The following is a 13,574-nucleotide window of genomic DNA, read 5'->3' as shown; positions in this document are numbered from 1 at the left end:
CCCGCACCGGCCGACGGGGGCCGGTCAGTGCGGGTGGCGCGCCACCGAGAGGTGAGCGCGGGCGATGCGCTCGGCGACCGCGTACTCCTGGGCGATCAGGGCGTCCAGGAGCGCCGTGTGCTCGGAGGCGTCGGCGAGCAGGTCGGCCGTCCGCAGCCGGGCGCCGCCGGCCGGCCACTGGGTGCGGCCCAGCAGATCGTCGGTGACCTGCACCAGGTGGTGGTTGCCGGTGAGCGAGACGAGGGCGTGGTGGAAGGTCCGGTCGGCCTCGGCGTAGCCGGCGCGGTCGCCGTGGGCGGCCGCCGCGACACCCGCTGCGGCGAGCGGGCGCAGCTCCTCCCAGCGCTCCGGCGGCAGCGCCCTGGCCAGCCGGAGGATCGCCGGGACCTCCAGCATGGAGCGGACCTCCGCCAGCTCGGCGAGGTCGCGGGGGCTGCGTTCGCAGACCCGGAAGCCGCGGTTGAGCACGACCTCGACGGCGCCCTCGCCCGCGAGCTGCTGCATGGCCTCGCGGACGGGGGTCGCGGAGACGCCGTAGCGCTCGCCGAGCGCGGGGGCGGAGTAGAGCTCGCCGGGGGCCAGCTCGCCGCTGAGCAGGGCTTGGCGCAGCGCGGTCAGCACCTGGCCGCGGACGGAGTGCCGCTGCGGCCGCGGGGCCTGCGCGGGCACCCGCGGTCCGCCGGCGGCGATGGGCGGCGTGCCGGGCACAACGGGGTCCAGTCCATCGCGCTCATGGGCGGCGCGCTCATGCACGACGTGGTCGCCGCACGGGGCGACGGTGTCTGCCCGCGCGGGCAGCCTCGCCGCTGTGTGCGGCCGCTGTTCCGCTGTGCCCTGCTCCATGGCGGTTCCTCCTGACGTCCCCAGCACCATAGGCGCCGGCGCCGGCGGTTCACACCTCGATGAGCACGGGTAAGCTTCGGGTAAGGTAAGGCTTACCTGCTAACGATCGCGATTCGGTGGTCTCCCGCATGACTTCTGCCCTCGCCGCCCCGCCCCTCGTGCAGCCCGTCACCCAGCCCGTCGCCGGGGCGTACGCACGGCTCACCGAGGTGTTCCCCGGCCTGCGCATCACGGAGTGGGACGCGGCCCCGCCCAGCGGCGACGGCTGGGTGTGCGCGGCCGGTCTCGCGGCCGGAGGCGAGGCCCTGGACGCGTTCCTGGCCTGGGACGACGCGCAGGTCCTGCGGGACTACGGGCAGTCGGCCCGGCCGGACGTCGTCGCGAGCTTCGCACTGCACCGCTACGCCTGGCCCGCCTGCCTGTTGATCACCATCCCCTGGTTCCTGCACCGCCGGGTCCCCCGGCTGCCCGTGCAGGACGTGTCCTTCCAGCGCGAGCTGGGCCGGATGGCAGTGCGCGTTCGCTCGTTCGCGTGCCTTCCGGACGACCCCGCGGCGACACTGCCCGGTGCACGGGTGGTCCCGGATGAGGAAGCGCTGCGCGCCGAGGTCCGGGAGGCGGTGGCCGAGCATCTGGCGCCCGTACTGGACGGCTTCCGTCCGCGGCTGCGACGCGGCCCCCGCGCCCTGTGGGGCATGGCGACCGACGAGATCGTCGAGGGCCTGTGGTACCTCGGGCATCTACTGGGCGAGGAGGCGCGCGCGGTGGCCGAGGCGCGGCTCCTGCTGCCGGGCGCGACCGCGCCGTACGTCGGCGGTGCCGCGTTCCGCGAACTGACCGGCCCGCGCGGTGAGGCGCTGCCGACCCGGGACCGCGCCAGCTGCTGCATGTTCTACACCCTGCGCCCCGAGGACACCTGCGTCACCTGCCCCCGCACCTGCGACGCGGACCGCATCAGCCGTCTCACGGCATCCGCCTGACGCACGTCGCGCGCCCGGCGAGGCGGTCGCACGACCAGGCTCCGCCGCCGACGATCGCCCCCCCAACCCCGCCCGTCGGCCGGGGACTTCGCCCTGCCCCACCCGAACACGTCCACCACACCCCCTACCGGTACGATCGGCGCACATTTTGAACCCGTTCAAAAGGGGGACCAGATCATGCCTGAGTCGACTACGACCGTGCCCGACCGGGCCGACACACCCGCCGTCGCCCTCGGCCCCACCGCACTTGCCCTCGGCACGTTCTCCGTCCTAGTCGCGTGGGTGCCCGCGTTCGGCCTCGGCGCCTTCCCTCTGGCGATCATCGCCGGAGGCCTCGCCGTCACCCTCGGCGCAACGGGCATCCACTACGCCCGCCTCGGCACCGGCCGCCTGTGGACCGCCATCGCCGGAACCACCTTCGGCGCCACCGGACTCGCCGGCGTCATCACCCTCCTCTGGACGCTCGGCTCCTAGGGGTCGAACATCGCCAAATCGCCGACCTATGCTCTGAGTTGAGCGCAGGGCAGCCAGGTTCGACTGGAAGGTTGAGGCGATGGAGTCGACGCATCGCCCCGCAGTGCGGGTGATCTGCCTGGACGCCGCTCACCGCGTGCTCCTGCTGCGCTGGCGAGATCCTCTTGCCGGGACATGGTTGTGGGAGCCGCCCGGTGGCGGCATCGAGCCCGGTGAGACGCCGCTGGAGGCGGCGCGGCGCGAACTCGTCGAGGAAACCGGGCTGCCCCCGGACGCGGTCGTCGACCGGTCGGTGCCCGTCGAACGCGACGTGCGGTGGAACGGCAAGCGGTACGTAGGACAGGAGCGGTTCTTCGTGGCGCATTTCGTCGAAGAACAGCCGGCGTTGGTGCGGACGGGCCTGCTTCCCGATGAGCAGGCGAACCTCGACACGCACGCGTGGGTGGTGTGGTCGGACCTGGATTCACTTCCGGACCCGGTCGAACCGCCCCAGCTGCCGGCCGTCCTGGGCGCTCTGGCGCCGGACGGCCCCTGGCGGGTGCGACGTTCGTGACGCCCGAGCTCCGCCCCGCAGACCACCTGCGTATCGGTGCAGCACCTCAGCCCGGGCTGAGACAGTTCGCCGAGAGTGCCTCAGTGGTCATTCGGCGTGGACGGCGATGGCCTCGCCGTCGACGTCGCGGCATTGGGTGGTGCGGTCTGCGATCAGCGCGTACAGCACCGCGCCGGCGATGGCGCCGACGAACCAGGAGAATCCAGCGACGGCACTGAAGGCGGGCACCAGGGCCAGGACGACGGCGATCGCGGCACTGGGGACGAACGCCCAGACCGCCCTGGGGTTGTAGCCGCGGCGGTAGTGGTATTCGCCCTGCGGGTCCTCGGTGTAGAGGTCGGGAACGTTGATCCGGGACTTCCGCAGCAGCCAGTAGTCGGCCATGATCACGCCGAAGAGCGGTCCGAGCAGGGCGCCGAGACCGCCGAGGAAGTAGTTCACGATCAGCGGGCTGTTGTAGAGGTTCCAGGGCAGGATCACCAGGCCGATGACGGCGCTCACCAGGCCCGCTCGGCGGAAGTTCAGCCGGCGCGGGAAGAGGTTGACGAGGGCGTAGATCGGCGCCACGAAGTTGGCCAGCAGATTGACCGCGACGGTCAGCACGATGAGGGCGAGGGAGGCCACCACGAGCAGGAACGTGTTCGGGATGGTCCGGACGATGTCGGTGGGGCTGGTGACGATGTGCCCGTTGAGCTTGAACTGCGCTCCGCTGAGCACCACCACGATGAGGGCGAAGAAGAGCATGTTCACCGGGATCCCGATGACGTTGCCGCGAACGATGGAGCTGCGGCTCTTGGCGGACCGGGTGAAGTCGCAGAAGTTCAGCACGAACGTCCCGTAGATCACCACCCAGAGAGCGGCACCCTGCAGGATCTGCAGCCCCATGTCGCCGCCGGTGAGCGGGTGGGCGTTGGACAGGGAGATGGATCCGTCGGCGCGGATGAACATCCAGACGGCCAGCGCGCACATGGTGATCAGGGTGGTGGGTGCCGCGAAGGCCATGTACTTCCGGATCACCTGCATCCCGTAACTCACGATGAGGACCTGGAGCCCCCACAGCGCGAGGAAGGTGACCCAGCCGAGCGCGGACAGGCCCAGCACAGTGTGTGTGTCCAGTGTCCGGAGCCCGGGGGCTATGGCCACGATGAGGAATTTCAGCACCGTAGAGGCGAGGTATGTCTGGATTCCGAACCAGGCGACAGCGACGGCGCCGCGGATGAGCGCCGGTATCTTCGCGCCCTTGATGCCGAAGGCGATGCGGCTCATGACGGGGAAGGGGACGCCTGTCTTGTGTCCCATGTACCCGGACAGTGTCAGCAGCAGAAACAGCAGGAGGGAGGCGAGCGCGAAGGCCAGCAGGATTCCCCACACGCTCAGTCCGAGGGCGAAGAGGCCGAGGGCGAAGGCGTAGTTGCCCAGGCTGTGCGCGTCATTCGCCCAGAGAGTGAAGACGTTGTAGGCGTTCCAGCGACGCCCTTCCCTTTTCGTGGGAGCAAGGTCGTAGGTATACAAGACGGAACTGGCGGCTCCGGTCTCTTTGGTGGCTGGCCGGTCGCACATGTCAGTCATCAGGCAACTCCCGGGCTTTCCGTTATGCGAAAGCAGATTTCCTTAGGCCGGAACACTAGGGGTGACCTGGGAGTCGGTCAAGAGATTGGGCTGACTCAAGATGCACAAATTACTCTTTCATCCCTTAAGCGGCCAGCATGTGCAATCGGGGCGCCGCTGTCCACCATGAGTGCACCCGGCCCTTCCCGCCACGCCTCCGGCACGTCCGGCACGTCCGGCACGTCTTGCAGGAGCTCACTGACCTGACGCCGCCGACGGGCATCTCCGAGCTGCTGGTGCTGCTCTCAGGCAGCATTGCCACGATGAACTGCACTTGGCGGGGGAGCGTCTGCTCACCGCAAACGTCCACCCCATGGCCCCGTATGGCGACCCGTCAGATGCGCCGACGTCGTTACCGTCGACCCGGCTGAGCCACCGGCCGCCGGCCGGAGCGGACGCGGCGCTCGGCTAGGTGGCTGGGGGATACTCTCGGGCGGCCTTGCGCAGGATTCGGGTCATCGCCTGCGCGGTCGGGGTCATCGCGCGGTTTCTGGAGCGGGCGAGCAGGATTCGGCGCACGGGGGCGGGTGTGTGCGTGTCGAACCGCACCAGGCGTACGTCGTTGCGGTGGGTGGCCAGCGCGAGGCGTGGCGCGATGGCGATCCCCAGGCCGGCCGCGACCATGGCCTGGGCTTCCTGGTAGTCGTGTGATTCGTAGGCGATGCGGGGCTCGAATCCGGCCTGGCGACAGCTGCGACGCAGCACGTCGGCGACGGGATGGTTGTCGGCCCGGATGATCCACTCGTGCTCCGCCAGCGCGTCGAGTTGCACCGTTCCCTGGCCGAAGAGCTCGGAATCGACCGGAACGACCAGGACCGTGGGGTCGTCCAGCAGATGGGTCATCTCGAAGGCGTCCTCGTGAATGCGGTTCCAGCCGTACTCCCACATCAAAGCCAGCTCGACCTCGCCGGTGTGCAGCATGTCGCGCAGTTGGTCCAGCACTCCGGCGCGTACGACAGTCTGGATGTCGGGGTACTCGTGCCGGAATCGGGTCAGCGCCAGTGGCAGCAGAGAAGCGCTGACGGTCGGGAACGACCCGAGTCGCAACGTGCCTCGGCCGAGGTTCGCGAAGGCATCCAAGTCCCCCTGTGCCGCGCGCAGTTCCCGTCGGATCGCCTGACCTCGGGTGACGAGCGCCGCGCCGGCGGAGGTGGTCCGCACCCCTCGGGGCAGCCGCTCCAACAAGGGCTGCCCCGCTTCGCGTTCCAGCAACGTCATCTGCTGTGAGGCTGCCGAAGTGGTCATCCCCATGGCCTGGGCGGCGGCGGTGAGGGACCCGCGCTCGGCGGCTTCGGTCAACAGCAGAAGGCGGCGTGTGTTCATCACGCTCATCACTTTAGCTCAGCTAAAGCCCACTGAAGAATTTAGGCATTGTGCTGAAGTTTCGTCCTTGCGAGAGTCGTCGCACTCACCGGAACGCAATGCTTGCGAAACACAGGAAGAACTCTGCCTAAATGCGCATTCCCGCAACCTTGGTCCGCGGCGGCACCAGTAAGTGCTGGCTCTTCAGCCAGGTGCATGTCCCCTCGCTCCGCTCCGAGCTGGAACGGCTTCTGGTCGGCGTGTACGGCGCGGCCGACCCGGTGCAGTTGGACGGTGTGGGCGGCGCCACGCCCACCACTTCCAAGGCCGCGGTGGTCGGTGTGTCGTCCCACGAGGGTTTGGACATCGACTACCTCTTCGCCCAGGTCGGCATCGGCACCGAAACCGTCGAGTGGGGGAGCAACTGCGGCAACTGCGCCACCGGTGTCGCGCTGTACGCGGTGGCCAAGGGCCTGGTGCCCATCACCGGAGACCTAACGCGTGTGGCGATGCGCAACGTGAACACCGGCGCGATCCTGGAGGCCGTGGTGGACACCGCGGGCGGCGTGGTCCACGAGTTCGGTGCGCAGACCGTGCCCGGAACCCGGTCAGGCGGTGTCGCCGTCGGTCTCACCTTCCTCGAACCCGCCGGCCGCTCGACGGGGGCTCTGCTTCCCACCGGGGCCGCCGCGGAGCCCATGGAGATCGCGGAGCGCTCCGGCACCCTGTGCGTCAGCATGGTCGACGCCGGCGCACCGGTCGTCCTGGTCGACGCGGTGAGCGCGGGGCGGACCGGGGCCGAACCCCTTGAGCGCGTCAACGCCGACATCCCCTGGCTCCGGGGCGTGCGACGAACGGCCGCCTCCCGCATGGGCCTGTCAAAGCCGGGCCAGGACGCCGGCGACGCCGTGCCCAAGGCCGGCCTCGTCGGACCGCCGCTCCCCTACACCAGCACGTTGGGAGAACACATCGCGGCGGAGGATTACGACATCTCGGTTCGCATGCTCTCCATGAACACCCCGCATCCGGCGATCGGACTCACCTCAGCCGTCGCCGTCGCCACAACCAACCTGATCGACGGCTCAGTCGTCTTCGCCGCGTCTGCCGCCCCAGGCCGCTCTTCCCTGCGCGTGGGCACCCCGGCAGGCGTGGTTCAGGTCACCTGCACGGACTCTGCCTCGAACGGCCCTCGCCGTGTCACGGTGCAACGCGCCGCCCGCCTGCTCTGTGACGCCACGATCCTCGTCCCCGACCCGCGCCGGGCCGCGGCCTGATCCGCGTCGCCCGACCACCCAGCCCCTGTTCTACCTCCGCCTCATGAGGACAATGATGTCTGCTGAAGTGATCTCCCTGGGCGCCCTGCTCGTCATGTTCGTCGTGGGCACCGTTTTGCCGATCAATCTCGGCATCCTCGCCTTCGTCGCCACCTTCCTTGTGGGTACCGCGTCGCTCGGCCTCACAGAAGAGGAGATCTTCGAGGGTTTCCCCGTCCAGTTGTTCGTGACCATCGTCGGTGTCACCTATCTCTTCGCCATCGCACGAAGGAACGGCACGATCGAGCTTCTGGTGTCGGCGGGCGTGCGTCTGGTGCGCGGCAAGGTGGGACTGATCCCATGGGTTCTCTTCCTCGTGGCCGCCGTACTCACAGCGTTCGGCACCTTCACACCGGCCGCAGTCGCGATCCTCGCGCCCATCGCCATGAACTTCGCCTTCCGCTACGGGTTGAACCCGCTGATGTGCGGCATGCTCGTGATCAGCGGCGCGCATGCCGGGGCGTTCTCACCGATCGCCGTCTCCGGCGCACTGGTCCTCGGCCTGGTGCACAGCACCGAACTCTCCATCGCTCCGGTGACGCTGTTCCTCGCGAGTTTCGTCGTCAACCTGGTTCTCTCTCTGATCACCGTCGCGGTGCTGCGCAAGCGCACCGAAACCGCCGGCATGACCGAAGAGGAGCAGACCTCCGCCGAGAGCCCGTCAGGGATCACCTGGCGCCAGGCCCTCACCCTCGTCGCACTCGTCGGGCTGGTGGTCGGCGCCCTCGGATTCCATCTGGAAATCGGGTTCCTCGCCCTCGCGGCAGGGGCGGTTCTCGCCCTGCTGGACATGAAGCGCCAGGAGAACGCGGTCGACGGCATCAGCTGGCACACACTGCTCCTGGTCGCCGGCATGATGACCTACGTGGCCATGCTGGAGAAGGCGGGCATCATCGAGAACGTCTCGGAGCGTATGGCGACGATAGGCACACCGCTGCTCGTCGCGCTTCTGCTCTGTTTCACCGTGGCCGTCACCTCGGCCTTCGCCTCCTCGACGGCCATCCTGACCGCGATCGTCCCGATCGCCGTCCCGCTGCTGCTGTCCAGCCACCTCAACCCGGCCGGCCTGATCGCGGCTCTGGCCATCTCGACCACGATCGTCGACGTATCGCCCTTCTCCACCAACGGCGCCCTCGTTCTCAGCAACGCCCGCGGTGTCGACCGCCAACGCTTCTACCGGCAGGTACTTGGCTACACCTGTGCCATCGTCGGCCTCGGCCCCGTCGTTGCATGGGGAACCCTCGTACTGCCCTGGTCGTGACGGATTGCCCTCCTGCGGGCTCCCCACCCGTGCACGCGGCCTCGACGAGCGACGCGCAGCCTCGCGCCCCGATCCCCCACGCCACCCGCCAGGGTGATCTCGTTCGAACTCAACCCTCCACGAGGGAACGGTAGTTCGACGCCAGGGCGGCTTCCTCGCACCCCATGGCGTCGCCTTGTTCCGAATACCTCAGTTGCGGCCGCGCCTTCCGCCAGGATGTCGCGCGAAACCGCGTACGCGAGGCAAGGGATCCCAGAATGATGATGACCGACATATCGCTGGACTGGCTGATTCCGGCAGTCCTGATGCTCGCCGGGGTCCTGGGGGCCGTGACGCTGGTCCTGCGCGGCAAGCGTGCGGCGGCCCGGTCCGGTGGCGAGGACTCCTGGGAGCGCAGCGAGGAGCGTCGCCGCCGCAAGGAAGCCGTCTTCGCCTCGGCTTCGTATCTGCTGCTGTTCTGCTGTGCGGCGGTCGCCGCCGCACTGTCCTTCCACGGCCTGGTCGGCTTCGGCGTACAGAACCTCAACCTCTCCGGGGGCTGGGAGTACCTGGTGCCCTTCGGGCTCGACGGAGCCGCGATGTTCTGCTCCGTGCTCGCGGTGCGCGAGGCCAGCCACGGCGACGCGGCGCTCGGCTCCCGCATGCTGGTGTGGACGTTCGCCGGCGCGGCGGCCTGGTTCAACTGGGTGCACGCGCCCCGGGGCCTAGAACACGCCGGCGCGCCGCAGTTCTTCGCCGGGATGTCGCTGTCGGCCGCGGTCCTCTTCGACCGCGCGCTGAAGCAGACCCGCCGAGCTGCGCTGCGCGAACAGGGCCTGGTGCCCCGTCCGTTGCCGCAGATCCGGATCGTCCGCTGGCTGCGCGCTCCCCGCGAGACCTTCGCGGCGTGGTCGCTGATGCTGCTGGAAGGCGTGCGGACACTGGACGAGGCGGTCGAAGAGGTGCGGGAGGACCGCCGCGAGAAGGAGCAGAACCGTCACCGCAGGCGCGAGCAGGGCAAGCTCGACCGGGCCCGGATCAAGGCCATCAACCGGCAGCACCGCTCCTGGGGCATCGGCAGGGGCGGCGGCAGGCTTGCGGTGACGCAGGGCGCGACTGCCGAGATGGCCGGTCAGGACCCAGCCATAGCCGGGTCCCAGCCGCTTTCCGCAGGAGAACTGCCGGTGCGCTCCCGCCCGGCCCTCAAGGCCGTGTCCGCCGCTGAGGCCGCCGCGACCGCGGCAGCCGAGACCCGGCTGACCGTGGACCTCACCGCCGAGGACGACACCCAGACCCTGCCCCGGCTGGACTCCCTGGAGGAGAAACTCGCCCGGATCGAACGGCAATTCGGCTAAGCGGTGACCACATTCCGTCCCGCCCGCGCCGTCCCTGGTGGCGGACCGTGCCGGCCGGCGCCCCCCGAGGCCCGTCAGGCCGGTCCGCCACCCAGCTCGAACCACACGCTCTTGCCGACGCCGTGGGACCGGATGCCCCACGCGTCGGCCAAGGAGCGCACCAGCATCAGACCCCTGCCGGAGGTACCGTCAGCGGTCGGCGCACGGGGTTCCGGGCGGCGGGACACGAAGTCGCGCACCTCCACCCGCAGCCGGTCGGTGACCGTGGCCGTGACGACGGCGCCGCCCTTGGCGTGCACCAACGCGTTGGTGACCAGCTCGCTGGTGAGCAGCGTCGCCACCTCCGCGAGTTCACCACCGCCCGGCGGCGCCCAGCGACTGAGCAGCTGCCGCAGCTCGTTGCGTACCTCGCCGACCGCGCGCAGGTCCGCGGGCCGTACCTTGCGTTCCAGCGTCCGCGGAGGGGGCGGCGATAACGCCCCTCGCCGGCTCCGGTCGGCCGTTTCCTGTCGTCTTTCCCGTTCCTCGCGCCGCACAGGCTGACGCATTCTCTCCCCCGCCCCGAACGAACCATCGGCGCTCTTCCTCGAACAGCCTCACGGTCATGCATGCCCATCGGGCAAGGCGCCATGCTTCGGTGTTCGGCCGGCCGGGGGCACGGCTTCCGCGCGCCGGGTGGGCCGACCCGGCCGCCAGTGGGTATGCCTGGCGGTGACACGCCTGGGACGTGTTCCGTACGAGCGTGAGGAGCCGCTGTGCACGACGACCGACTGCTGGTGGAGGGGCGCCTGGAGCGGGCGCTGGGGCAGTTCATCAGGCCCGCGCAGTACGCGGCGCGCGTGCCGCTGCGCCTCACCGCATGGCATGTGCCGGGCGAGCCGGTGCCGGTGCGGGAGGCGTTGCGAGCCCGGTACGAGCAGTTCGCGGTGGGTGACGCGTGGGGCCCGCCCTGGTCGACGAGCTGGTTCCGGCTGGCGGGCGAGGTGCCGCAGGAGTGGGCGGGGCTGCGGGTGGAGGCCGTCCTCGACCCCGGGTTCAGCGGCGACGGGCCGGGCTTCCAGGCGGAGGGGCTGGTCCACGACGCCGACGGCGTCCCTCTCAAGGGCATCCATCCGCGCAACCGGCACGTCCCCGTCGGCGCCCCGGCGCGCGGCGGTGAGGACGTGCGCCTGCTGCTGGAGGCAGCCGCGAACCCCGCGGTGCTGCGGGACTTCCGGCCCACCGCGCTCGGCGACATCACCACCGCGCCGGACCGGCCGCTGTACCGCTTCGCCTCGGCGGATCTGGCCGTGCTCGACGAGACCGTCTGGCAGCTGATCCTCGACATCGAGGTGCTCTCCGAGCTGATGCACGAGCTGCCCGCCGACCGGCCGCGCCGGCACGAGATCCTGCGGGCGCTGGAGAACATGCTCGACGCGCTGGACCTGCACGACGTCTCCGGGACGGCGGCCGCGGGGCGGGCCGAGCTCACCGAGGTGCTGGGCCGTCCGGCCTGCGCGAGCGCGCACCGGGTGTCGGCCGCCGGACACGCCCATATCGACTCGGCCTGGCTGTGGCCACTGCGGGAAACCGTGCGCAAGGCGTCCCGCACCTTCGCCAATGTGACACAACTGGCAAAGGAATACCCGGAGTTGGTGTTCGCCTGCTCGCAGGCGCAGCAGTACGCGTGGGTGCGGGACAACCAGCCGCACCTCTGGGAGCGCATCAAGGAAGCGGTGCGTGCGGGGAACTGGGCGCCGGTCGGCTCGATGTGGGTGGAGTCGGACGCCAACATGCCTGGCGGTGAGGCACTGGCGCGGCAGATCGTGCACGGCAAGCGCTTCTTCCTGGAGGAGCTGGGGGTGGAGACCGAGGAGATCTGGCTGCCGGACTCCTTCGGCTACACGGCGGCCTTCCCGCAGCTGGCGCGGCTGGCCGGGGTGAAGTGGTTCCTGACCCAGAAGCTGTCGTGGAACCAGACCGACAAGATGCCGCACCACACCTTCTGGTGGGAGGGCATCGACGGCACCCGTGTCTTCACGCACTTCCCGCCGGTCGACACCTACAACTCCCAGTTCCACGCCCGTGAACTCGCCCACGCCGAACGGAACTTCGCCGACAAGGGGCGCGCGACCCGCTCCCTGGTGCCGTTCGGCTGGGGCGACGGCGGGGGCGGACCGACCCGCGAGATGCTGGAGCGGGCCCGGCGGCTGCGCTCCCTGGAGGGCTCGCCCACGGTCACGATCGAGCCGCCGTCGCGGTTCTTCGCGGCGGCCCACGAGGAGTACGGGGCGGCAGCGCCCGTCTGGTCGGGGGAGCTGTATCTGCAGTTCCACCGCGGCACCTACACCTCACAGGCGAAGACCAAGCAGGGCAACAGGCGCTGTGAACACCTGCTGCGCGAGGCGGAGTTGTGGGCGGCGACGGCCGCCGTACGGGCGGGCGACACGGGGGCGTACGCCTACCCGTACGACGCGCTGGACCGGTTGTGGAAGACCGTCCTGCTCCATCAGTTCCATGACATCCTGCCCGGCTCGTCCATCGCCTGGGTCCACCGTGAGGCCCGCGCCACGTACGCCGCCGTCGAGGCGGAGCTGACCGCGCTGACCGACGCCGCCCTCGCGGCGCTGGGCGCGGCCGGCGAACCGGCGGACGCCGCGGCGGCGGAAGGACTAACGGTCTTCAACGCGTCGCCGTACGCGCGGGACGAGATCGTCGAGATGCCGACACCCGGCGGGCGCACGGCCGTCGCGGTTCACGTACCCGCCCTCGGTGCGGCCGTCGTCGGCGCCACACCGGAAGGCCACGCCCCGCCGCCCGTCCGCGCGGAGAGCGACGGCGGCACCTTCACCCTCGACAACGGCCTGCTGCGACTGCGCGTCGACGCCGACGGGCTGCTGACGTCCGTCCGCGACCTCACCGCAGGACGTGAGGTGCTGGCCCCGGGCACGCGGGGCAATCTGCTCCAGCTCCACCCCGACCACCCCAACCAGTACGACGCCTGGGACCTCGACCGGCACTACCGCAACCGGCACACCGATCTGACCGACGCCGAATCCGTCGAGCTGGTGGCGCCCGGCCCGCTGTCCGCCACCGTGCGGGTGACCAGGGCGTTCGGCGCCTCCCAGATCACCCAGGAGATGACACTGCGGGCGGGCTCGCGGCGCGTCGACATCACCACCGACGTCGACTGGCACGAGTCGGAGAAGGTCCTCAAGGCCGCCTTCCCGCTGGATGTGCACGCCGAACGGTCCACCGCGGAGGTGCAGTTCGGACATGTGCACCGCCCCACGCAAGCCAACACCAGCTGGGACGCGGCCCGGTTCGAGATCTGCGCGCACCGCTGGCTGCGGGTCGCCGAGCCGGGCTATGGCATCGCGCTGCTCAACGACTCGACGTACGGTCACGACGTCACCCGGTCCCCCCACGCCCAGGGCCTGGGCACGACGGTCCGGCTGACACTGCTGCGCGCCCCGCACAGCCCCGACCCGGAGACCGACCAGGGCACGCACCGGTTCACCTACGCGCTGCTGCCGGGCGCCGAGGTCGGCGACGCGGTCGCGGAGGGCCTTGCCCTCAACCTTCCCCTCCGGTCCGCCGCGGCGCCCACTCCCCCGACCGCGCCGGTCCCGGCTCCGGACCCGCTGATCCGCGTCGACCATCCGGCGCTCACCGTCGAGTCGGTCAAGCTGGCCGAGGACCGCAGCGGTGACGTGGTGGTACGGCTCTACGAGTCCCACGGGGGCCGCGCCACCGGCACCCTCTCCCCCGGTTTCGCGGTCGAGGGGGCCACCGTCACCGATCTGCTGGAGCGGCCGCTGCACGAGGAGGAGGAAGGGCCGACCTCCGATGTGACCGTCGAGCTACGACCGTTCCAGATCCTGACACTGCGGCTGCGCCCGCAGCACCGGTAGGCGCCAGGGACCT

General features: G+C 70.3%; 11 protein-coding genes. 7 read left to right on the top strand and 4 right to left on the bottom strand.

Features of this window, described 5'->3' with window-relative positions:
* Positions 1-24: 24 nt before the first annotated feature.
* Positions 25-843 (bottom strand): GntR family transcriptional regulator, encoded by an 819-nt coding sequence (locus tag ACH4FH_RS07325; RefSeq protein ID WP_398554753.1) that lies wholly within the window; start codon positions 841-843, stop codon positions 25-27.
* Between the two features lie 128 nt (positions 844-971).
* Between ACH4FH_RS07325 and ACH4FH_RS07320 the strand changes: the two genes are divergently transcribed.
* The 3 genes from ACH4FH_RS07320 to ACH4FH_RS07310 all read left to right on the top strand — a co-directional run bounded on the left by ACH4FH_RS07320 (position 972) and on the right by ACH4FH_RS07310 (position 2,850).
* Positions 972-1,823: a (2Fe-2S)-binding protein gene (locus ACH4FH_RS07320; protein ID WP_398554752.1), complete on the top strand. Its 852-nt coding sequence runs from the start codon at positions 972-974 to the stop codon at positions 1,821-1,823.
* 177 nt (positions 1,824-2,000) lie between these two features.
* Positions 2,001-2,297: a hypothetical protein gene (locus ACH4FH_RS07315; RefSeq protein WP_398554751.1), complete on the top strand. Its 297-nt coding sequence runs from the start codon at positions 2,001-2,003 to the stop codon at positions 2,295-2,297.
* Between the two features lie 79 nt (positions 2,298-2,376).
* On the top strand, positions 2,377-2,850 hold the full coding sequence (locus ACH4FH_RS07310) for an NUDIX hydrolase (protein ID WP_398554750.1): 474 nt from the start codon (positions 2,377-2,379) through the stop codon (positions 2,848-2,850).
* Positions 2,851-2,937: 87 nt separating this feature from the next.
* Here the strand turns inward: ACH4FH_RS07310 and ACH4FH_RS07305 are convergent, their stop codons facing one another.
* Both ACH4FH_RS07305 and ACH4FH_RS07300 read right to left on the bottom strand, forming a co-directional pair.
* Positions 2,938-4,419 carry an NCS1 family nucleobase:cation symporter-1 gene (locus ACH4FH_RS07305; RefSeq protein ID WP_398554749.1) on the bottom strand — a complete coding sequence of 494 codons (1,482 nt, stop codon included), beginning with the start codon at positions 4,417-4,419 and terminating at the stop codon, positions 2,938-2,940.
* Positions 4,420-4,866: 447 nt separating this feature from the next.
* A complete protein-coding gene (locus tag ACH4FH_RS07300; RefSeq protein WP_398554748.1) occupies positions 4,867-5,784 on the bottom strand; it encodes a LysR family transcriptional regulator in 918 nt (305 codons plus the stop codon).
* Between the two features lie 128 nt (positions 5,785-5,912).
* On the opposite strand from ACH4FH_RS07300, the gene ACH4FH_RS07295 reads away from it, so the two are divergent.
* From ACH4FH_RS07295 to ACH4FH_RS07285, 3 genes are all read left to right on the top strand, one after another.
* Positions 5,913-7,034, top strand: coding sequence for a PrpF domain-containing protein (locus ACH4FH_RS07295; RefSeq protein WP_398554747.1), 1,122 nt, complete (start codon positions 5,913-5,915; stop codon positions 7,032-7,034).
* Positions 7,035-7,089: 55 nt separating this feature from the next.
* Positions 7,090-8,334: an SLC13 family permease gene (locus ACH4FH_RS07290; RefSeq protein WP_398554746.1), complete on the top strand. Its 1,245-nt coding sequence runs from the start codon at positions 7,090-7,092 to the stop codon at positions 8,332-8,334.
* A gap of 257 nt (positions 8,335-8,591) precedes the next feature.
* The gene (locus ACH4FH_RS07285; RefSeq protein WP_398554745.1) at positions 8,592-9,668 is read left to right on the top strand and encodes a DUF2637 domain-containing protein; all 1,077 of its coding nucleotides are present in this window, start codon (positions 8,592-8,594) and stop codon (positions 9,666-9,668) included.
* Positions 9,669-9,742: 74 nt separating this feature from the next.
* On the opposite strand, the gene ACH4FH_RS07280 is transcribed toward ACH4FH_RS07285, so the two are convergent.
* Positions 9,743-10,216, bottom strand: a complete 474-nt coding sequence (locus tag ACH4FH_RS07280) for an ATP-binding protein (protein WP_398554744.1) — start codon at positions 10,214-10,216, stop codon at positions 9,743-9,745.
* A 207-nt stretch (positions 10,217-10,423) separates the two neighbouring features.
* Between ACH4FH_RS07280 and ACH4FH_RS07275 the strand changes: the two genes are divergently transcribed.
* Positions 10,424-13,561, top strand: coding sequence for an alpha-mannosidase (locus ACH4FH_RS07275; RefSeq protein WP_398554743.1), 3,138 nt, complete (start codon positions 10,424-10,426; stop codon positions 13,559-13,561).
* Positions 13,562-13,574: the final 13 nt, after the last annotated feature.

The organism is Streptomyces sp. NPDC017993 (assembly GCF_044328065.1).
GTDB lineage: Bacteria > Actinomycetota > Actinomycetes > Streptomycetales > Streptomycetaceae > Streptomyces.
The sequence above is the reverse complement of the archived record's forward strand: the minus strand, read 5'-3'. Positions and strand labels throughout refer to the sequence as shown.

What these genes read in the sequence shown, in the direction of transcription:
- ACH4FH_RS07295 (WP_398554747.1), top strand. Translation starts at nt 5,913, where the DNA reads ATGCGCATTCCCGCAACCTTGGTCCGCGGCGGCACCAGTAAGTGCTGG.
- ACH4FH_RS07310 (WP_398554750.1), top strand. Translation starts at nt 2,377, where the DNA reads ATGGAGTCGACGCATCGCCCCGCAGTGCGGGTGATCTGCCTGGACGCC.
- ACH4FH_RS07320 (WP_398554752.1), top strand. Translation starts at nt 972, where the DNA reads ATGACTTCTGCCCTCGCCGCCCCGCCCCTCGTGCAGCCCGTCACCCAG.
- ACH4FH_RS07325 (WP_398554753.1), bottom strand. Translation starts at nt 843, where the DNA reads ATGGAGCAGGGCACAGCGGAACAGCGGCCGCACACAGCGGCGAGGCTG.
- ACH4FH_RS07280 (WP_398554744.1), bottom strand. Translation starts at nt 10,216, where the DNA reads ATGCGTCAGCCTGTGCGGCGCGAGGAACGGGAAAGACGACAGGAAACG.
- ACH4FH_RS07285 (WP_398554745.1), top strand. Translation starts at nt 8,592, where the DNA reads ATGATGATGACCGACATATCGCTGGACTGGCTGATTCCGGCAGTCCTG.
- ACH4FH_RS07305 (WP_398554749.1), bottom strand. Translation starts at nt 4,419, where the DNA reads ATGACTGACATGTGCGACCGGCCAGCCACCAAAGAGACCGGAGCCGCC.
- ACH4FH_RS07315 (WP_398554751.1), top strand. Translation starts at nt 2,001, where the DNA reads ATGCCTGAGTCGACTACGACCGTGCCCGACCGGGCCGACACACCCGCC.
- ACH4FH_RS07290 (WP_398554746.1), top strand. Translation starts at nt 7,090, where the DNA reads ATGTCTGCTGAAGTGATCTCCCTGGGCGCCCTGCTCGTCATGTTCGTC.